Consider the following 21,458-nt stretch of genomic DNA (forward strand, 5'->3'; position numbering starts at 1 on the left):
AAAAATGAGCTATAAAGAAAAATTAAAAAATGTTAAAGCTTTTGTATTTGATGTAGACGGTGTTTTCACAGACGGAAGCGTATATCTGATGCCCGGAGGGAATATGTGCCGGGTGATGAGTGTCCTCGACGGATATGCAGTCGTAAAAGCTTTAAAAAATAATTATTTAATTGGTGTGATCACAGGCGGAAACGATGAAATGGTGAAACACAGAATCAATTATCTGGGAATCGAAGATTATTATGCAAAGTCTCACGATAAAATGGCAGATTTTGAAGATTTTAAATTAAAATATAATCTTACCAATGAAGAAATTCTGACCATGGGCGACGATATTCCGGATCTTCATATCATGAAAAATTCTGCGATTGCGGCGTGTCCTGAAAATGCAGTTCCTGAAATTAAAGCAATTGCCACTTATATTTCTCCTATAAAAGGCGGAAGCGGGGCAGTACGTGATGTTATCGAACAGGTGATGAAAGTACAGGGAAAATGGCACGATGATAACACACAATCTATTTAATTTAACTATTATTGATTCATGAAATTATTACTGGCATCACAATCTCCGAGAAGAAAAGAATTACTTACTAATCTTGGGTTTACTTTTGACGTTGTAAAAATTGATTGTGAAGAAATTATTCCACAACACATAAAAGTAGGAGAGGCAGCTGGTTATCTTTCCGAACTGAAAGCTTCTGCTTTCCGCTCTCTTGAAAACAGTGAGGTTCTGCTGACTGCTGACACCGTAGTAGCCATTGACAGCCAGCTTTTGGGAAAACCCAAAGATGAAAATGATGCAAGAGAAATGCTGAGACTACTTTCAGGCAGAACCCATCAGGTTTATACCGGTATCACCATCAAAACACAAGACATAACTATTACGGAAACCGACGTTGCAGATGTGGAATTTGATGATCTCAATGATAATGAAATAGAATATTATATCCAGCATTACAAGCCTTTTGATAAAGCCGGCAGTTATGGAATCCAGGAATGGCTCGGCATGGCAAAAATTAAAAAAGTAAACGGCAGCTTTTATACGATTATGGGACTTCCTACCCATTTGGTTTACAAAATATTGAAGGAAATATAGCAATTTTCAATAATAAAATTTTATTATTTTTACAGAATTATCAACTACTTTATAATAAAAAGTAGATTAGCGAGTTATATTGAAAGAATGAAAAAAAATATTTTATTCCTTTTAACACTTTGTATTGTTGCTTCTTGCGCCACGAAAACCAAGAAGCCTGAGCAGCGATCGAAGTTTCTGAAAGGATTTTCGACATACTATAATACGTTATTTAATGCTAAAGATGCCTTAAATAATGAGTTTGAAACAAGAGATAAGGCACATAAAGATAATTTTTATGCGCCATATATTCCTATTCTTACCTATGAAGACCAGCCATTGGGCAGTGATCTGGGGCAATCTCAGTCTTTTGCTGAAAATTCTATGAAAATGGGGGAAGTAAACCGTTCTGCACAGAATAACAGCAGTAATAAGAGGGGAGGACCTCCCGCAATGCCGCCGGGAATGCCGGGAAATAATATGATGTCGGCGAATGCCGGGAATGATTCTGGAGATTCAGATTTACCTGAACAAAAAGGAGCAACCACACTCGAAATAGCAGAAGCTAAAGCTTTAAAGGCAATCAATAAATATTCTGTTATCAAGCATGGTGAAGAGCAAAATAAGCAGATTTTTGATGCTTACATGATTCTCGCGCAGGCAAGAATATACAGAGGAAAATCGCTGGAAGCCCTTGATGCCTTGAACTATGTTTTCACACATATGAAGGATGATAAAAGAATTCCTCTGGCAAGAATTTATCAGGGTCTGGCATACAATCAGATTAAAAATTACCATAAAGCTCATGAAACTTTTGCCAAATTAAAAGGTGAAAAGATCAGTAAAGAGTATGAAAAGCTGTTAAGCATCTATTATTCTGAATCTCTTCTGGATGCCGGAAAAAAAGAAGAAGCTGTAAAAGAGCTTGATAATGCCTTTGAACTGAACAGTAACAGAAAGCTTAAGAGCAGAATTGCTTATCTGAGAGGGCAGGTGCTGGAAGGTCTTAATCAAAATGAAAAAGCGAGAGAAAGCTTTATGGCAGCTTATAAATATGCCAACGATTTTGAATTTGAGGTAAAATCTCAAATCGAAATTGCCAAAACTTTTAATGGCAACGGAGATTACAGCGGTGCCAGAAAATACCTGGAAGATATCAGTAAGAAAGGAACTTACGGTTCCAGAAAGAATGAGTTTTACTACGCTTTAGGATTAATGGCCAACAAAGCCGGAAAAAAAGAGGAAGCACAGGAATACTTCAGAAAATCATTACGAGAAAAAGTTTCAGATGGGCAGATTCGGGGTCTGGCTTATTATGAAATAGGAAAGGGATATCTGGATAAAAATGATTATATCGGAGCTGGTGCTTATTATGATTCGGCATTAGCGGTAATGACGTATGAGCCTTCTAAAGTTCTTCTGGCAGATCAGTCAGTTTACATTAAGAAAATTTCAAAAAATTATTATCTGATTAAGAAAAATGACAGTATCCTAAATCTGGCCAAAATGTCTCCTGAGCAGAAAAATGATTTTTTCACAAAATATATTGCCAAAATTAAGGCAAAAGAAGAGAAAGAAGAACTTGAAAAAAGACGTGCAGAAAGAAGCAAAGGTTTCGATACGGGAGATTATAGCTCGACTTCTATTTTTGCCAACAGTTCAAATTCTTTCGAAGATTTTGGTGTCACAGCAAAAGGTTTTTATTTCAGCAATACCGGAACGGTTTCCAAAGGTGCACAGACCTTTAAGCAGACCTGGGGAGACAGAGCTTTGGTTGATAACTGGCGTTTTTCAAAGAAAATGGCGACTATCGAGGATATGAAAAATGATGCTTTGGGAACCACTGCAGCACCAAACCCGAGACGTTTTGAACCGGCCTTTTACATTGAACAGATTCCTACCGATGCCGGAAAACTTAGTCAGTTGAAGAAAGACAGAGACACCGCTTCCTTAGGATTGGGTGTTATGTATCAGAATTACTTTACGAATACTCCTCTGGCCACTAAAACCCTTTATGATCTTGTAGATGTAAAACCTGAAGAAAAAGTAATGTTACAAGCTTTGTATGAGATTTTTGCGATGAATTATGAAAAAAATCCGCAGGCTGCAGAACGCGCAAAACAAATTCTTTTAAAAGATTATCCTTATACTTCCTACGCAGAATTTGCCAGAAATCCTAAAAACAGTACGTTCGTAAAATCTTCAGCGGATGTAGAAAATCAGTACAAACAGGCTTTTGCGTTGTATGAATCTGAAAAGTTTGCAGAGAGTCGGGAGCTTATTGATAAAACTATTCAGCAATATCCTAAAGATGCGCTGGTGCCGAAACTCTATTTGCTGAATGCATTTAATTCCGGAAAAGCGAGTGGGAAAGAGGTGATGATTCTTCAGCTCGAGCAGATTGCTTTAAACTATGGTAAAACACCGGAAGGCGAAAAAGCTAAGGAAATGCTGAATTATCTTAAATCTGATATATCCTTTAAACCAACAGATAATAAAGGAAATGCAGTGGTTCAGGGTAATTCAAATAATATGAATAATACTCCTCAGCAAATTCAACAATCTCTTAACAATAATAATGGTGTTCCTCAGAAACCAGGCACTGGACAGATGATAAACTCGCAACAGAGCCAACAACCACAGAGATTAAATAACAACAGGCCGAAGAGAACAGCCAACCCAAATCAGCAAATGCAAATGGATTCGATTCCTGCAAAGCCTCAATAAAAATAAAAAGCGAAGACTAAGTTCTTCGCTTTTTTAATGATGTTATATTGTTTGTTCAGACAGAGCCTGAAGATTTCTTCTTTACTCCATGAAAATCTTTAAGATAGAAAGGTTCAAAATAGGCAATATCTTCAAATTCTTTCTTGTTGATTTTTTCCAGTGTTTTCTTTATCAGGAATTGTGCAGAAGGGTAGATCTCTTCGTTGAAATCAGCATTCGGCAACTGTAAAATATCTTTTGCCTTTTTAGCACCATCTCCCACAAAAATCACTTTTTTATCCTGAAATTCTTTAAAAGAATCTTCATCTAAAATTTTTGCTTCTGTTTCAGAGATTTCCTGTCCGGTTTTACCTTCATAAACGGCTGTATAAACCTCCATTCGCCTTGCGTCGACTAATGGTATAATAAAATCATAGTTCCCGTCTAAAAAAGGCTGTATCATGCTCTCTAAAGAATTTACTGCTATTAAAGGAATTTTCAACCCATAACAGAATCCTTTTGCAGAAGAAGCGCCAATCCTTAAACCTGTATAAGATCCGGGGCCTTTCCCCAAAGAAACCGCTTTAATATCTTTTAAAGAAATCCCGGCACCTTCCAAAGCCCATTCCACGAATGTGTGAAGGCTTTCGGACTGTTTATAGTTTTCGGAAACTTCTTCGGTAAGACACAATAGCTTTTCATCATCTGAAATCGCTACCGAGCAGTTTTTTGAGGAAGTTTCGAGGTATAATATTTTCATGTAAAATGTAACAGTTTAACAGTTTTAACGATGTGCCAATATATTCTGTATTTTTTAAATAACTAGAATATCTGGTGCAAATTTAGCCATTTTTTAAGACTACTTCCTGTAAATCGTTCTCGGTTCTGCCTGAGCGGTAGGGTAGATGGTCATATCAGAAATACAGACATGTTTGGGTGCATTGATACAATATGCGATAGAATCTGCAATATCTTCGGCTTTTAAAGGCTCGTATCCAGCGTAGACTGTTGCTGCCTTTTCGCTATCTCCTTTAAATCTTACCATTGAAAAATCGGTTTCTACAGCTCCTGGCTGGATGTTTGTGATTTTAATTCCGAATTCCGTGAGTTCGATTCTCATTCCTTCCGAAATAACATCCACTGCCTTTTTCGTGGCACAATAAACAACACCGTTAGCATACGTTTGTCTTGCTGCAACAGAACTGATATTCACAATATGTCCGGAATTTCTTTCCTTCATTCCGGGAATAATCATTTTCGAAACATATAAAAGTCCTTTTACATTTCCGTCGATCATAGAATCCCAGTCGTCGGTTTTTCCTGCAGAAAGTGGATCGAGACCATGGGCATTTCCGGCATTGTTAATCAGAACATCTATATTTTTCCATTCTTCGGGAAGCGAATTGATTGCTGCTTCTACCTCTTCCAGATTTCTAATATCAAATTTTAAACTAAACATTTCGGTGAATTGAGAAAGATCAGTTTTCAGAGATTCCAAAACCTCAGTTCTTCTCCCACAGATAATAATTCTGTTGCTCTGTTTGGCAAGAAGCTGTGCTGTAGATTTCCCTATTCCGGAAGTCGCTCCGGTGATTAATATTGTTTTCATAAAAATTTTCAATTTTTTAAAAATCCAATATATCAATTTAACAGTCAAGCAATAATACTATATTAATTAATTGGTAAAATGTTATATTGATACGTTAATTTTAACTAGCGTCGAATGCTTCAAAAGCACCAGCGATATGTTCAATGTTTAAATTTCCTTTTTCATCAGGAAGAACTGAAATAATATCAAACCGCACTTCCTTGATTATGTTAAATTCCTTCAGATAATGATCCGCAGCGGATACCAGCAATTTAATTTTCTTTTTATTAACAGCTTCCTGAGGTAAATTAAAAGCATCCGTAGATCGGGCTTTTACCTCGCAGATGATAATGAAATCATCATTTTCCGAAATAATATCAATTTCAGCTTTTTGAAAACGAAAGTTTCTCGCCAGGATTTTATAACCATTTTTCAGTAAAAATTCTGCTGCTAATTCTTCTGCTTTTTTTCCTAAATCATTGTGTTGTGCCATTGTTGGGTGGGAGGGTTTGAGAGTTTTAGGGGTTTTAGATTTAAATATTTAATTTTCAAATTTAATTGTAACCTTATCCTCAACCTTTAATTTTACATTTCCGCCGATAATCAAAGCTCGGTTATCTTTAATATGCCCGTTTGGGAAACCATAAACTACCGGAAAATTATACTTTGAAATTCTATCAGAAATAAGCTGATTTGCAAATTCATCAAAACTTTCATTATACGAAGCATTCTCTTTTTCATTCCCCATATTGGTCATACCTCCGACGATTAAGCCTTTAATTTTTTTAAAAACGCCTGCAAGCTCCAGACTCATTATCATTCTGTCGAGCGCATAAAAATTTTCTCCGATATCTTCTATAAATAAAATTCTGTTTTTAAACTTAAATGAATAATTAGTCCCCAAAAGCGCGTAAATAAGCGCTAAATTACCTCCAATCAACTGTCCTTCACATAATCCCGTTTTATTTAAATCATGAGATTTAATACCATATTCCAGGCTTTTACCATTTAATATATCAAAAATAAGATTGTAACTTTCTTCAGTCACTCCGAAACTTGAGGTTTTAATCGTTTGTCCATGAATCGAAGCAAATCCATTTTTCAACAGATAGCTTTGAATTACTGTATTATCGGAATATCCAATGTACCATTTGGGATTTCTGCTGAATTTTTTCAGATCAATATTTTCCAGCAGATGTTGACAACCGTAACCGCCTCGGGATGCCCAAATGGCAGAAATTTCGTCATCATTCAATGCCCAGTTGATATCATTAATTCGCTCTTTTTCTGTCCCTGCATAATGGTAACCATTTGAAAAATTACTGTAAAGATGTTCTCCCAATACTGGTTCATAACTTTTATTTCTAATCATTTCAATTCCTTTTTCAAGCTGGGAAGGTTCAACCGCACCTGCTGGGGAAATGACGGCAATTTTATCGCCTTTCTGTAATGATTTTGGGAATATTATTCTTTTCATTTTTGTCTTTGATATTTTATCTCGGTTTTTTCGGCTTCTTCAAGCCTTTTGTCAAATTGGTTGAATTTTTTGAAACTTTGTAAAAAGATAAAAAAACTGAAGACAATAAGAATTCCGCCTACAATTCTTCTGATTTTATTCGCCAGTTTTTGGGTGAGTTTATCATGAAACTGCTTGGCAAGAAATATTTTGGCAAGATCTATACAGAGGTAGGTAGCAATGACAATCCCAATATATAAAATAAAATTGCCGGTATCGGGATACTGATTTCTCACAGAAATAACCGTTACCAGCCAGAATAAAATTACTCCCACATTGAGAAGGTTGAAGAAAAAACCATTCATAAAGGTTTTAAAATAATTCTGATTAATAAATTTTTCTTCACCGGGAATATGCATTTTGGTTTTGGTGACCATCATTACAATTCCATATACAAAGATCAGGATGGCTGTAATTCTGTAAAAACCGGGGTGTTTATCAATTAATGTTACAATATCTGCACTTGCATAATAAGCTGCCAGTATGCAAAGTAAATCTGCTGATATCACTCCAATATCCAAGGCTAATGCATGTTTCGGACCTCTGGAGAAGCTGGTTTCGATCAGAAGGAAAAAAATTGGTCCTATAAAAACGAGACTCAGCATGAATCCTAATATGACCGCAGATAATATAAGTTCAAACATCAAGTAATTTTTTAAATGAAAATCTGAATTTTCATTCATTTATACAAATTTAAACTTTATGATTTAATTATTCAATAACTCAAGATTTAAGAAAGGCTTTATTTAAAATAAATTTCATATCAATCGTGAATATTTTCCTCCATAAAAACAAAATTCCGTTTCACCATGTAGATAAAACGGAGTTTATAATTAATTTTTTTTATCATTCAACAATCTTAAAATCCAATTGTTTCTGAATCAGATTGGCTTTTACAACTTTGATCTGTACCTGATCTCCCAGCTGGTAACGCTTGCCATGTCTCATTCCGTACACTGCGTGAGTTTTAGCATCATAAGAATAAGAATCATCAACAAGATCTCTTAATTTAATTAAACCTTCGGCGCCATTTTCAGGGATTTCTACCCAGAAACCGAATTCTGCGACTCCTGAAATCACACCAGTGAATGTTTCTCCCAGGTGTTTTTCCATAAATTTCACCTGCATGAATTTGATGGAATCTCTTTCCGCATCCGCTGCCAGGCGTTCCATAGAACTGCAGTGTTTTGCTTTTTCTTCAATTTCCGCTTTATTTGGTGATTTTCCTCCGTCAAGATAATGCTGCAGCAATCGGTGTGCAATAAGATCCGGATAACGGCGGATAGGAGAGGTGAAGTGGCTGTAGTACTCAAAACCAAGTCCGTAGTGACCAATCGGTTCTGTGGAATAAACTGCCTTGCTCATACTTCTCATCGCAAGCGTTTCAATCATATTTTCTTCACCTTTTCCTTTTACATCATGTAATAATTTGTTCAGGGATTCGGCTACTTTTTTAGTGTTAGCAAGATTCATTTTGTATCCGAACGTTGAAACAAAATCTCTCAACGATTCTAATTTTGCAGGATCCGGATCGTCGTGAACCCTGTAAATAAAGGTATTTTGAGTAATATCTCCTTTTTTATTTAATGAAACAAATTCTGAAACCTTCTTATTGGCCAAGAGCATAAACTCTTCAATCAGGTGATTTGAATCTTTACTGATTTTAAAATATACTCCGATCGGTTCGTTATTTTCATCAAGATTGAATCGTACTTCACTTCGGTCAAATGTGATAGCGCCTTGTCGGATACGCTCTGCACGCATTATCTTCGCTAATTTATCCAAAACATTGATTTCTTCCTGATAATCACCCTGCTTTGTTTCAATTCTTTCCTGGGCTTCTTCATAGGTAAATCTTCTGTCGGAATGAATAACCGTTCTACCAAACCATTGTTTCTTAATATTTGCATCTTCATCCAGTTCGAAAACTGCTGAAAATGTAAATTTATCTTCATTCGGACGAAGTGAGCATACATCATTACTCAATACTTCGGGTAGCATCGGTACAACGCGGTCTACCAAATATACAGACGTTGCTCTTTGGTAAGCTTCATCATCCAGAATCGTTCCTGGAACAACATAATGCGAAACATCGGCAATATGAACTCCGATTTCCCAGTTTCCGTTTTCCAGTTTTCTAATGGATAAAGCATCATCGAAATCCTTCGCATCTTTCGGGTCTATGGTAAATGTTGTGATTCCACGCATATCCCAGCGCTTTGATACCTCCTCATCGTTGATACTTCTATCGATTTTGTCGGCATCTTTTTCTACTTCTTCAGGAAATTTGTAAGGCAACCCGTATTCTGCAAGAATCGAGTGAATCTCTGTTTCGTGTTCTCCCGGAGCTCCCAGAACCTGAATTATTTCTCCTTCAGGATTTTTGTCACCTGGTCTCCATTCTGTCATTTTTACAACGACTTTATCCCCGTCTTCAGCGCCTCCGAATTTTCCTTTCGGAATAAAAATATCTGTATTAATGGTCTTTTTATCACAAACTACAAATCCAAAATCTTTATGGGCGACCACCTGAAGAGTTCCCACAAATTCTGTTCTTGTTCTTTCCAGAACTTCCAGAACGGAACCTTCCAGTTTTTTCCCTTTGTATGTGTAGGTAACGATTAAAACTTTATCGCCCTGTAAGGCATCTTTTACATTTTTGGAATGAATAAATATATCATCTTCCAAACCTTCAACATTCACATAGGCGTTTCCTGACTGGTTAAAATCAATAATTCCTGTTAAAGTTCCTTTAATATTAAGGTTAACAATGTATTTTCCTTTTTCAGTTTCTTTAATTCTCTCAGAAGCCTGCAACTTGTGTAAAGCCTGAATGACAAGTTCTCTCTGTCTTGGATTTTTATAATCAATTCCGTCCGAAATTTGTTTATAGTTGTAAATTTTCGTAGAATTTTCGTTCATAAAACGGAGGATTAATCTTCCTATTTCCTGTAGTTTATGGTCATTTTTCTGACTTATATATTTTCTTTTTTTTGGCATTTTAAATTTTAATTTTTTTGTTTGAACCTTTGCTTACCACTTTGGCAATATTGTATTATTATCTATCAATATCGAATAACACAAGGAATTATACCTTTATTTTAGATATCATTAATAAAATGTTGTATGTGGTTTTGCAAGGTTCATTTATTACAACTTCAGCAATTTTCTTTCCAAGTATTACAATAAAGAGAAGTTTAGTTCTGTATAAATTTAATACAAAAATGATGAAGTGATGAGAAAAACCCTTTGTTAAATTTTTTTAAATTAATACTATAGGTTTTGTGGAAATGACAGCGTGGTAATATCTGCCGGACGGTGCAAATATACAAAATAAAAAATAAATAAGGCTTGTAATTTGATTTACAAGCCTTTATATTTAGCAGTATGCTATTTTATCAACCCTTTTCTGGTGTCTGCCTCCTTCAAAATCTGTAGAGAGGAATTTATCTACGATTTCTAATGTTAATTCTTTAGAAATGAATCTCGCAGGAATCGAAATCATATTCGCGTCGTTATGCTGTCTTGCCAGTGAAGCAATCTCCGGCATCCAGCAAAGGGCACAACGTATTTTCTGATGCTTGTTGGCAGTAATCTGAACTCCGTTTCCGCTTCCACAAAGTAAGATTCCGAGCTCATTCTCCCCGTTTTCTACAGAAGTAGCCGCCGGATGTACAAAGTCAGGATAATCCACACTGTCTGTGGAAAACGTTCCAAAATCCTGAACTTCAAAGTTTTCCGACAAATAGTTTTTAACAATCTCTTTATATTCGAAGCCTGCGTGGTCAGCAGCAATCGCAATTTTTCTTTTCATACTGTTTTAATTAGTCTTTTCCAGATTTATTTCAATACAAAGGTAAGAATAATAACAATGTTTGTTAGTCTTTCGTGGGTAAATTGTGAAAAGCATTGTGAATAAGTGTGGATAACTCCGGTAAAATAAATGTTTCGTAACATTAGAAAAATTTGTAATGAAAAGACAGACCAAAAAAAATGTTAAAATTTTCAAAAAACTTTTGTGCAGAAATTCGTTGGGTTTTCCATAAATCAGTTATTAATAAAGGAAATTGGGGAAAAGTTATCAATAATTGTTAGTAACGAAGTGAAAAATCAGATTTACAAGAGATTATAATGTAAATAAAATGTTAATTGAATATGAAATTAAGTGTTATGAAAATTTTAACAAAAACTTATCCCCTAAATTCACAACACTCAACAACAATAACGTATTCTTTTTTTTATAAAAGAAAAATTATGTTGATAGGTGATTGTTGAGCTTGCGAAAAACTTTTCTGAAAACTTTTGAAAGGTTGCGGCATTTCAAAAACTTTAAAATCTTACATTTGTGGAAAGGAAAACTCAACGATAAAATGGGCTTGAATGCAGCAGTTAAAGTATTAATCTGCGTTAACAGCCATTTTTTCTATGATCGAAGAAATAATATAAATGTATATATGAAAACAATCAATGATTTCAATTTTAATGGTAAAAAAGCTCTTGTAAGGGTTGATTTCAACGTTCCACAGGATGACCAGCTGAAAGTAACCGATAATACAAGAATTGTTGCTGTAAAACCAACAGTAGATAAAATTCTTCAGGATGGTGGAGCTGTAATTCTAATGGCGCATTTGGGAAGACCTAAGGGAGAAGTAAAGGATGAATTTTCTCTTAAGCATATTCTAGATGAAGTTTCCAATGTTTTGGGACATCAGGTAAAATTTGTAGATGAATGCATAGGAGAGAAGGCGGAGCAGGCAGCTTCTGATCTTAATCCGGGAGAGATTCTTTTACTGGAAAATCTGCGTTTTCATAATGAAGAAGAAAAAGGTGATGTAGGTTTTGCTGAAAAGCTTTCAAAATTGGGTGACGCTTACGTAAATGATGCGTTTGGAACAGCACACAGAGCGCATGCTTCTACAGCAGTAATTGCTCAGTTTTTTCCTTCAACTAAATTTTTCGGTTTATTGATGGCTAATGAGCTTAAAGCGATTGACAAAGTTTTAAAATCCGGGGAACGTCCTGTTACTGCGATACTTGGAGGATCCAAAGTTTCAACTAAAATTACGATTATTGAAAATATTCTTCCGGCTGTAGATAATTTAATTATCGGTGGCGGAATGGCTTTTACATTCATTAAAGCGCTAGGAGGAAAAATTGGAACTTCTTTGGTTGAAGAGGATAAATTGCCATTAGCACTGGAAATTTTAGAAAAGGCAAAAAATCATAATGTAAAAGTGTATCTTCCTTCTGATACTATTATTGCAGAAAGTTTCAGTAATGATGCGGAAAGAAAAGAATCGGATATTTATGATATTCCTGAAGGTTGGATGGGAATGGATGCCGGCCCTAAGTCGAGAGATCAGTTTAATGATGTGTTATTGGATTCAAGAACTATTCTTTGGAACGGCCCAATCGGAGTTTTTGAAATGTCAAACTTTGCAGCAGGAACTGTAGCACTTGGTGAGAGCATTGCCGAAGCAACAAAACAGGGAGCTTTCTCATTAGTTGGAGGAGGGGACAGCGTAGCATTCGTTAAACAATTTGGATATGGCGAAAAAGTAAGTTATGTTTCTACAGGGGGAGGAGCTATGCTGGAAAGTCTGGAAGGTTTAGAACTTCCGGGAGTAGCAGCGATTAATAATTAAAATTTCTTTTTGACAATAAATAATCCACTGATTTTTTCAGTGGATTATTTTATTCCTTAATTTAAAAAATAATACTTTGAGTTTTCCATAATGTTATTTTCCAAAATTTTATTAAATAAAAAAACTCATAAATTTTATGAGTTTTAAGATTCCAATAGAGAAAATTCGAAAAATTGACCTTCAGAAATAGCTTAAATTTCCGTTTTCTACTTTTTTTCGATAATATATATCAAACTTGAAAATTCGCTCGAAAAAAGTGCTTTTACGTTCGAAATCGTTCCAAAGATCATGGCTTTTAGCCAAAATAAGGAAGATTTTTTGTATTTTTCGCTTAGCATGGAGATGTAATAAGAATCCAGAACCAAAGGTTTTATTTTTCTTAATTTCCAGTTTGGTTTCTTATTGATTAAATTTTCCATTCCTTTTTTTGTGAAATGATAGATATGTCTTGGTACATCATAAGCTGCCCAATATTCTTTATAATGTAAAGCATCATAAGAAGTAGGGTTGGGGACGGCAATGATTAATAATCCTTTTTCCTTCAATTTTTTATTGAAAACTTCAAGCATCTCATCCTGGTTTTCAATATGTTCGAAAACATGCCATAAAGTGATCGCATCAAGGCTATTATCTTCAATGCTGTTTATGTTATCCAGAATCGTTGCTTTTGACAATTTTCTTGATGCAGCATTTCTCGCGTCAGCATCCGGTTCAAAACCGAAAACTGTAAAATCATTTTCTATATACTTTACGAATTCACCTGCACCGCAACCGTAATCCAGAACTTTTGAACCTTTTTTTATTCTGTCTAAAAGAATTGTTTTCTTGTATTGCAAATTGAATGATTGCAGAAATTTATATAATTTTTCTTTTAAACTTCCTGAATCCTGATGGTGGGAAATATAATCTTCACTTTCATAATATTTATAAATATTTTCCGGAATAGGGAAGGTTTTGAAAACTCCTTTTGTTTCAGTTTCTCTAATTTCAAATATTTCCTGTGTGAGAAAATGATCTTTAATTTTCATTGTATTGGTTTTCTGTAATAAATAAAATTCAGATATCAATTGCTTATAATAAGTTCATAAATACCTTAATTTTCACTTTAATTTTATTTATGTTTCACGTGAAACATTTTATTTTTAACGTCCTAAATAGACCAATAAAACGTTTATATCAGCAGGTGAAACACCACTAATTCTTCCTGCCTGAGCAATAGTTTTTGGCTTCACATTAGACATCTTTTGTTTCGCTTCTGCGGAAAGACTTGAAATCTTTGTGTAATCAAAGTCTTCAGGAATTTTAATGTTTTCCAATCTGTTGAGTTTGGCAACATTTTCTTTTTCCTTTTCAATGTATCCTCTATATTTAATGTTTACTTCAGCCTGTTCTCTCACTTCATCATCATAAGAAGAAGAAAATTCATTAATAAAATCAATTTCATCCAATTTTTCTAATGTCATATTAGGTCTTGTGAGTATTTGAGCTGCTCTGTAAGCCTGATCCACAGGACTACTTTCAATGGATTCTAAAATAGGATTAATTATTCCTGGTTTTAAAGAAGTTTCTCGAAGAAAGTTTTCAAGTTCTTCACTCTTAGATACTTTCTCTTCAACTCTTTTTAACCTTTCTTCTTTTGCTAATCCCAGATCATATGATTTCTTTGTCAACCTGATATCTGCATTATCCTGCCTTAAAATAAGTCGGTATTCAGCTCTGGAAGTGAACATTCTGTATGGTTCTTCAGTACCTTTTGTAATCAAATCATCAATTAATACACCAATATAAGCTTCATCTCTGTTAAGGATAAATTCTTCTTTTTCGTGTACTTTATTGTGAGCATTTATACCTGCAATAAGACCTTGTCCCGCTGCTTCTTCATAGCCGGTTGTTCCATTAATTTGTCCTGCAAAATATAGATTATCGACAATTTTTGTCTCTAATGTATGCTTTAACTGAGTAGGAGGGAAGTAGTCATACTCAATGGCATAACCTGGACGGAAAACTTTTACATTTTCAAATCCGGGAATATGCTTCATTGCTTTAATCTGTACATCCTCCGGAAGGGAAGAGCTAAATCCGTTCACGTAAATTTCTACGGTTTTCCAGCCTTCTGGTTCTACAAATAGCTGGTGCCTGTTTCTCTCGGCAAAGCGATTGATTTTATCTTCAATACTAGGACAGTATCTTGGGCCTAAACTTTGAATTGTACCATTAAACATAGGACTTCTATCGAATCCTTCACGTAAAATATCGTGAACTGTTTCGTTTGTATAAACGATATGACAACTTAATTGTTTAGTTAATTTGGGAGTATCTAAGTAGCTGAATTTTTGAGGATTTTCATCTCCTTTTTGTTCTTCCATTTTAGAATAATCAAGGCTTCTGCCGTCTACACGCGGTGGAGTACCGGTTTTCATTCTTCCTGCTTCGAAACCTAAAGAAACTAGCTGTTCTGTGATTCCGAAGGCTCTTGGTTCGCCCATTCTTCCTCCTCCCAATTGTTTATCACCAACATGAATTAATCCGTTTAGAAATGTTCCGTTTGTAAGAACGACAGAACGACTTTTTATTTCTATTCCTAATGAAGTTACAACACCTGTAACTTTATTATTTTCTACAATAAGTTGTTTTACCATATCCTGAAAAAAATCAAGATTAGGTGTATTTTCTAGTGCTAATCGCCATTCTTCTGCAAAAAGCATTCTGTCATTTTGGGTTCTTGGAGACCACATGGCAGGACCTTTTGAAAGGTTAAGCATTTTAAATTGGATAGCAGATTTATCCGCTACAATCCCTGAATATCCACCCATCGCATCGATTTCGCGAACGATCTGTCCTTTGGCAATACCTCCCATTGCGGGGTTGCAGCTCATTTGTCCGATGGTCTGCATATTCATTGTGATGAGCAGTGTTTTCGAACCCAAATTAGCTGCTGCTGCTGCTGCTTCGCATCCTGCATGGCCTGCACCAACTACAATAACATCATATATTTCTGAAATCATTTTATTGCTTGTTTTTAAGCTTTAAATTTTAATCTTTTTTATAAATGTTTCACGTGAAACATTAAATGAAATTACAGTCTGAAATCGTCTGTAATGCGTCTTTTTAGCCCCGATCGTAGCATTTGTCTGAGCTCATTTTCTTTTTGAAAAAAAGAAAATAGCGAGTGCGGAGAGCGGGATTAAGCTCCTAAAAATTTAGAGTAAATATTATACTTAAAAAATAAAACTCCTGAATTTAGTTGCTGTATGTTGCTAAATAAAAATCTTCTTTGCTACGCATCAGTCTTTCTTCTTCCTGTGTTTTATCTTTATATCCGGAAAGATGTAGAATACCATGCGCTAAAACCCTTCTGAGTTCTTCTTCATATTCTTTGGCTAGAGTAGAAGCGTTCTCAGAAATGCGCTGCAAAGATACGAAAATCTCTCCGCTTATGGTTTTACCTTTTACATAGTCAAAAGTAATGATGTCCGTATAGTAGTCGTGCTGTAAATAATTCTGATTCACTTTCAGTAAATATTCGTCATCACAAAATATATAATTGATTTCGCCAAGCTTTTTTCCTTCTGAAAGGATGATGCTTTCCAGCCATGTTTTGTAGTCTGTATTGACGGTTTCCGGTAAATTTTCGTAAAAGAATTGTATCATCGTATTAAAACCAGTGTCCTAAAATGACACTGAATATGCCTTTTTGATTATTTTTGAGTGAGTGACTGAAGTTTATTTTAATCTGTCCAAACGGTGATCTGTATCCTGCGGTAATTCCCGTTGAGCTATAATTTAATTTTGCAGCATCTTCAAAACTTATATCATCTGATAGATTGGCAAAAGAAAAATTTCCGCTTATAAAATAGTTTTTGCTAAACCTGAATTGCAGATCATTGGATATAAGAGCAACGTTGTTACTGTTTAATTGTCCGAAATAGAAACCTGAGAAACTTCTGAAATTGACTGTATTTTGCTCAAATATACCTCCAAGTCTATACTGATAGAATTGAGGCAGATTTTCTCCCAGTGTAATTCCCCCATAAAGATTAAGTCTGTAAGAGAAATGTTTTGAAAGAGGGATATTTATTCTGATATCTGCTTTTACCTGCACCAGTCTTTTTTCAACTTCTGATTTCATCAAATCAATTACCTTACCTTCTGCATTAATATAAATACCGCGGGTAGGGAAGTCTCTGTCATTCTGAGTATCACTTTTTAAAAATATATAAGGATTTAAGAAGCGATTGATACGTTTGTTGTTTCCATTAGATTCAGCTTGAAAATAATCGTGACTTATGCCGGTACCTACTGCAAATTTATCTCTCCATATCGATTGGATATATGCTTCATTACGAAGCCACTCCCATTGATCTATAGAATAGTTATTTATATCTTGTATATTGAAGCGCATTCCCGATGAATAGATCCCAAAACCAGGAATATAGCCGTTATCTATGAAATAATTTAAATAATATCTGGGTTTATCACCTACAATAACGTCAACAGATAAATTGGAATTTTTAAATAAGAGGCGTTTAGCAGAATAATTAAGAAGAAGTCCTGTTTTAAAAATTTCGTCGTAATGCAGTCCGAATTTTAAAAAGTTTCGAGCATTATCTTCGGTGACGTAAAGTTTGAGATAATTAGCATCATTTTCTGATACAATATCATAATTAATAAATTTATAATTGTTGGTAGCGACAAGCTTATCTATCTTCTTATTAATACTTCCATAGGTCTGCATAGACGGAAGCCGTAGTCCCATCTTTCCCAGAACATAGTTTTTGCCATAAATTCTGCCGCCTTCTATGGCAATGCTATCTATCTTATATACGTTGGAATATATGGGATTTATGCGCTGCCTGAGACGGTCGAACGGCCGCTTGGGCAATTCATCCAGAATCGCTGAATATTTAAGACCTTCTGTATATCCGCTGTCAAGAATTTTTTTCTTCTCGTCATAGCTTGTTGCAGTCATCCCCTCAAGGTTGGGTTTTATATTGATATCTGTATATTTATATTGTCTTCTGGTATCTTTTTTAATACCGAAATCAATCACCTGATTCAAAATAGAGATGATATTTCCCAAATCTTCCCGTTTAGACAGATCCTGATTGAGATCCACTCCGATTACAATGTCGATTCCTTTATCTTTTAATGGTTTTGATGGATAATTAACGGTCATTGCTCCGTCAATGTAAATGCTATCACCAATTTTCACAGGATCCATCAGCGAAGGAAAAGCTGAGCTGGCCATAATAGATTGTACGAGATCTCCTTTTTCAAATATCTGCATATTTCCGCTTTCCAGGTTGGTAGCAACGCACATGAAAGGAATAGGTAACTTTGAAAAATCATCTATATTAGAAACATTTTTAAAAAGTTCTTTTAATAAATAAACATTTTTCTGTCCGGTGCTTATAGAAGAGGGTAGCGATATTTTCCCATTTTTAAAAGGTATAGTAAGTAAATATTTGTCTACCGATTTATTGAAAAACGTGGTTTCCTGCCTTGTGGCTTTCGGATCCATAATTAATGAATAAAAATCAGTATCCATTACAATTTTTTCAATGTCTTTACCGGAATACCCTGAAGCGTAGAGACCTCCGACGATTGCTCCCATACTTGTTCCGGCAATATAATCTACTTTTACACCCAAAGAATCCAGTACTTTAAGCACGCCTACATGAGAAAATCCTTTAGCCCCTCCGCCTGCAAGAGACAGCCCGATCCTCGGATTTTTCGGAATCACTAAATCTTTTTTGATTTGCGACTGAATCAAAAATATATGAAATACCAATAAAAGGATCAGTAGTTTTCTCATTTGTTAATCTTTTACATAAATCCTTTTCACACGTGGGGAAATGGATGTTAATACTTCGTATGTGATGGTTTTGCAGTACCCTGCAAAATCTTTTAATGTTGGTTTTGCATTGAATATTGTTACCGTATCACCTTCTTTTGCATTAGCAATATTGTCTACGTTTATCATCATCATATCCATACAGATATTTCCTACAATAGGAGCAAGAGTTTTATGAATTCCTACATTCCCCACCTGATTTCCTATCAATCTTGGAATTCCGTCCGCATATCCCACCGGAATAGTGGCAATTCTGGTAGCATGATCTGTCTTAAATCTTCTGCTATAACCTACTGATTCTCCGTTTTCTACCAACGATATTTGTGAAATAACTGTTTTAAAGCTTACAACCGAGCGCAGCTGTTTTTGTATTTCACTAATTGATGATTCTCCTAACATTCCTATTCCTATTCTTACCATATCATATTGATAATCTGTATAATTTGTAATTCCGGAAGAATTAAGAATATGGCGAATAGGGGAATAGCCCAAATTTTTTATCAAAGAATTCGAGTTAATATCAAATGTTTTAAGTTGATCCAAGGTAAATTCTTTTTCATCTGGTAAATCTGAAGAAGATAAATGACTGAAAATACTTCTAACTCTTAAGTTTTTACCATTTAAATTATTACTTAATTCATCCAATTCAAAATCCTTAAAACCAAGACGATGCATTCCTGTTTCCAGTTTGATATGGATAGGATATTTCTTATCATAACCGGATTTCTGCACTGCTTCGTAAAATAAGTCCAATACCCTCAAACTGTAAATTTCCGGTTCAAGATTATAAGCAATTATGGTTTCATAGCTATGCTGTTCGGGATTCATTACAATAATAGGTACTGTAATTCCTTTTTTACGAAGTTCAACGCCTTCATCAACAAAAGCAACGCCTAAATAATCGATATGATGATGCTGTAAAAATTCTGAAATTTCATAACTTCCTAAACCATAAGCATTTGCCTTTACCATAGCCATCATTTTAGTTGTAGGTTTGAGCAAAGATTTATGATAATTGATATTGTGAAGAATTGCATTCAGATTGACTTCCAAGACAGTATCATGTTTTCTAAGTTCAAGAATATCTTTAAGTCTCTCGATCTCAAATTTTCTTGCTCCTTTTAGAAGAATAATCTGATTTTGTATTTCTGTAAGATGTTTACTATCAATTAATTCCTGAGTATTAACAAAAGGAAAGGTTTCAGAATTAAATAATTCACTATATTTTGATATTTCATTGCCAATCAGAAAAACGCTATCAAACTTCTGCTCATTTACCAATTGTGATACTTCCAGATAAAGTTCTTTTGAATTTGAGTTTACATCAACAATATCCGTAAGAACTAAAGATTTCTTGGGCTTACTATACTCATTTAAAAATTGCAGGGCTGTTTTTAAAGAATCTAAATCGAGATTAAATGAATCATTGATGATGATATTATTTTTAATCCCTTCTACGGCTTCAAGCCTCATCTCAACCGCCTTTAAAGCATTGATTTTTTCAATAATATTTTTATTATCAATTCCTAACTCTTTTAAGACTGTTAAAAGCGCGAGCGCATTCGTTAAAGTGGCTTCATCTCTTTGATGAACAGGAAAGGAAATTTCTTCGTCAAAGTATTTTACTACTACATTTTCTTCTTTTGGAATATTAGTTTTAAAACGAATGTTATTATTTTCTTTAAATCCGTAAGAAATTAATTTTTTACTTGAATATAAATTATTTATCTTTTTATGAACCAGTAAATTATCTCCGTTGTATATAATAACTTCAGAATTTCTGAAAAGTTTAATTTTTTCATCAATCAGTTCTTCTTCCGATTTGAAATTGGCAAGATGGGCAGTTCCGATATGAGTCAGCAAACCAATCTGCGGATGAAATATATTTTCCAGTTTTTCTATCTCATCAGGCTTTGAAATTCCCACTTCAAAGATTCCCAGTTTGTGCGAAGAATTGATCTGAAGCAATGATAAAGGCAAACCAATTTGAGAATTAAAGCTTTTAGGGCTTTTTACCGTAGGAAACTCATTCCAAAGACATTGATAGAGCCATTCTTTTAAAATAGTTTTACCGTTGCTGCCTGTAATTCCGATAGATTTTATTTGAGAATTTTCGAAATGATACTTTGCAAGTTTTTGGAGAAATTCAACAGAATTATCGACAATAATCCAGGTAATATTTTCATAATTCGGATAATAATGCTCAGAAATAATGATCTCAATTCCACGGTCAATTGCTGCTTCAATGAATTTTTCTCCAGAATTTTTAAGCGTATTAATGGCAATAAATGCGGTATTTTTGGTAGAATAAATAAGCCTGCTGTCAAAAGCAATGTTTTTGATGATCCGGTTTTTATCTCCAATAATTTTTGTACCTGTGATTTCTGTAATATCTTCTGCAGTGTAATTCATTTATAAATCGTCTATTATAAATTTTTTGTCTTCATCCTGATAATTATTATACAGCCGTAATATTTTCACATATTCTGATTCTAATTTGTAGATCAGAGTTGTTTGTTCTGTAATTAAGAGTTTATTGTAATCAGGGAATTTTTCAAGCTTCTGAAAAATTACTTTTTTATCAATGATTAAAGCTAATTTATGGTTAAGCATATTGATAAAATTCTGATATTCTTTATAGGTAAATCTGTTTCCTATATAATCTTCAATCTGTTCAAGATCCTGAAGAGCAAATCTAGACCACCTTATTTCCATATTTTTTCAGAAATCGTTCTTCAGAAATTTTCATCACATCATCGTGTGAATGATAAATTCCGTTTTTAAAATCATCTTCAGCTTCTTCTAATGATTGTAAAAAAGTTTTTTCAGGCTCGATAATCTCAGCAATTCTCAGTAATTCCTCCGGAAGAAATTTTTTTTCTTTCATTTTTCGAAAAAACGTAGGTTCAGAAATCCCGCTTTTTTCAATGATGTACTTCAGCTTGAAGGGTGAATTTTTCAAGATCTCATCAATGGAATTACTGATTTTTATATAATTTTTAATTTCTAATATCATTTTTCGATAGTTTTTACTATTATTTTTTGAGTAAAATTAATAATAATTTTGATATTAA

The 21,458-nt window shown here is 34.4% G+C and carries 18 protein-coding genes; 4 read left to right on the forward strand and 14 right to left on the reverse strand.

Going from position 1 to position 21,458, the window contains the following annotated elements; translation table 11 throughout:
* Positions 1-4 precede the first annotated feature (4 nt).
* From BLR30_RS16420 to porW, 3 genes are all read left to right on the forward strand, one after another.
* Positions 5-523, forward strand: a complete 519-nt coding sequence (locus BLR30_RS16420) for a KdsC family phosphatase (protein ID WP_089861261.1) — start codon at positions 5-7, stop codon at positions 521-523.
* Between the two features lie 18 nt (positions 524-541).
* Positions 542-1,096 carry a Maf family protein gene (locus BLR30_RS16425; RefSeq protein WP_089861263.1) on the forward strand — a complete coding sequence of 185 codons (555 nt, stop codon included), beginning with the start codon at positions 542-544 and terminating at the stop codon, positions 1,094-1,096.
* Positions 1,097-1,183: 87 nt separating this feature from the next.
* Positions 1,184-3,802, forward strand: coding sequence for a type IX secretion system periplasmic lipoprotein PorW/SprE (porW, locus tag BLR30_RS16430; protein ID WP_139164651.1), 2,619 nt, complete (start codon positions 1,184-1,186; stop codon positions 3,800-3,802).
* A gap of 55 nt (positions 3,803-3,857) precedes the next feature.
* Here the strand turns inward: porW and tsaB are convergent, their stop codons facing one another.
* The 7 genes from tsaB to rpiB all read right to left on the reverse strand — a co-directional run bounded on the left by tsaB (position 3,858) and on the right by rpiB (position 10,699).
* The gene (gene tsaB / locus BLR30_RS16435) at positions 3,858-4,541 is read right to left on the reverse strand and encodes a tRNA (adenosine(37)-N6)-threonylcarbamoyltransferase complex dimerization subunit type 1 TsaB (RefSeq protein WP_089861265.1); all 684 of its coding nucleotides are present in this window, start codon (positions 4,539-4,541) and stop codon (positions 3,858-3,860) included.
* Between the two features lie 99 nt (positions 4,542-4,640).
* Positions 4,641-5,390, reverse strand: a complete 750-nt coding sequence (locus tag BLR30_RS16440) for an SDR family NAD(P)-dependent oxidoreductase (protein WP_089861267.1) — start codon at positions 5,388-5,390, stop codon at positions 4,641-4,643.
* 100 nt (positions 5,391-5,490) lie between these two features.
* The gene (locus tag BLR30_RS16445; protein ID WP_089861269.1) at positions 5,491-5,862 is read right to left on the reverse strand and encodes a YraN family protein; all 372 of its coding nucleotides are present in this window, start codon (positions 5,860-5,862) and stop codon (positions 5,491-5,493) included.
* A 48-nt stretch (positions 5,863-5,910) separates the two neighbouring features.
* Positions 5,911-6,846: a S66 peptidase family protein gene (locus tag BLR30_RS16450; protein WP_089861271.1), complete on the reverse strand. Its 936-nt coding sequence runs from the start codon at positions 6,844-6,846 to the stop codon at positions 5,911-5,913.
* The gene (locus BLR30_RS16455; RefSeq protein ID WP_089861319.1) at positions 6,843-7,529 is read right to left on the reverse strand and encodes a LysE family translocator; all 687 of its coding nucleotides are present in this window, start codon (positions 7,527-7,529) and stop codon (positions 6,843-6,845) included. Before BLR30_RS16455 ends, BLR30_RS16450 begins: the two co-directional genes overlap by 4 nt.
* Before the next feature lie 202 nt (positions 7,530-7,731).
* Positions 7,732-9,885: a ribonuclease R gene (gene rnr / locus BLR30_RS16460; protein ID WP_089861273.1), complete on the reverse strand. Its 2,154-nt coding sequence runs from the start codon at positions 9,883-9,885 to the stop codon at positions 7,732-7,734.
* A 379-nt stretch (positions 9,886-10,264) separates the two neighbouring features.
* A complete protein-coding gene (gene rpiB, locus BLR30_RS16465) occupies positions 10,265-10,699 on the reverse strand; it encodes a ribose 5-phosphate isomerase B (RefSeq protein WP_089861275.1) in 435 nt (144 codons plus the stop codon).
* A 640-nt stretch (positions 10,700-11,339) separates the two neighbouring features.
* On the opposite strand from rpiB, the gene BLR30_RS16470 reads away from it, so the two are divergent.
* On the forward strand, positions 11,340-12,530 hold the full coding sequence (locus tag BLR30_RS16470) for a phosphoglycerate kinase (RefSeq protein WP_089861321.1): 1,191 nt from the start codon (positions 11,340-11,342) through the stop codon (positions 12,528-12,530).
* Positions 12,531-12,736: 206 nt separating this feature from the next.
* Here BLR30_RS16470 and BLR30_RS16475 read toward each other — a convergent pair whose 3' ends face one another.
* From BLR30_RS16475 to BLR30_RS16505, 7 genes are all read right to left on the reverse strand, one after another.
* A complete protein-coding gene (locus BLR30_RS16475; RefSeq protein WP_089861276.1) occupies positions 12,737-13,558 on the reverse strand; it encodes a class I SAM-dependent methyltransferase in 822 nt (273 codons plus the stop codon).
* A gap of 114 nt (positions 13,559-13,672) precedes the next feature.
* Positions 13,673-15,535, reverse strand: coding sequence for a tRNA uridine-5-carboxymethylaminomethyl(34) synthesis enzyme MnmG (gene mnmG / locus BLR30_RS16480; protein ID WP_089861278.1), 1,863 nt, complete (start codon positions 15,533-15,535; stop codon positions 13,673-13,675).
* A gap of 235 nt (positions 15,536-15,770) precedes the next feature.
* A complete protein-coding gene (gene ybeY / locus BLR30_RS16485) occupies positions 15,771-16,181 on the reverse strand; it encodes an rRNA maturation RNase YbeY (RefSeq protein ID WP_089861281.1) in 411 nt (136 codons plus the stop codon).
* Positions 16,182-16,185: 4 nt separating this feature from the next.
* On the reverse strand, positions 16,186-18,345 hold the full coding sequence (locus tag BLR30_RS16490; protein ID WP_089861283.1) for a patatin-like phospholipase family protein: 2,160 nt from the start codon (positions 18,343-18,345) through the stop codon (positions 16,186-16,188).
* 3 nt (positions 18,346-18,348) lie between these two features.
* Positions 18,349-20,796 carry a bifunctional UDP-N-acetylmuramoyl-tripeptide:D-alanyl-D-alanine ligase/alanine racemase gene (locus tag BLR30_RS16495; protein ID WP_089861285.1) on the reverse strand — a complete coding sequence of 816 codons (2,448 nt, stop codon included), beginning with the start codon at positions 20,794-20,796 and terminating at the stop codon, positions 18,349-18,351.
* On the reverse strand, positions 20,797-21,099 hold the full coding sequence (locus BLR30_RS16500) for a type II toxin-antitoxin system RelE/ParE family toxin (RefSeq protein ID WP_089861287.1): 303 nt from the start codon (positions 21,097-21,099) through the stop codon (positions 20,797-20,799).
* Complete coding sequence (locus tag BLR30_RS16505) at positions 21,080-21,400, reverse strand: hypothetical protein (RefSeq protein WP_089861289.1); 321 nt, start codon at positions 21,398-21,400, stop codon at positions 21,080-21,082. The genes BLR30_RS16500 and BLR30_RS16505 overlap by 20 nt, the downstream gene beginning before the upstream one ends.
* Positions 21,401-21,458 lie beyond the last annotated feature (58 nt).

Origin of the sequence: Chryseobacterium taeanense (assembly GCF_900099685.1) — a bacterium.
In the GTDB taxonomy this organism is placed as follows: domain Bacteria; phylum Bacteroidota; class Bacteroidia; order Flavobacteriales; family Weeksellaceae; genus Chryseobacterium; species Chryseobacterium taeanense.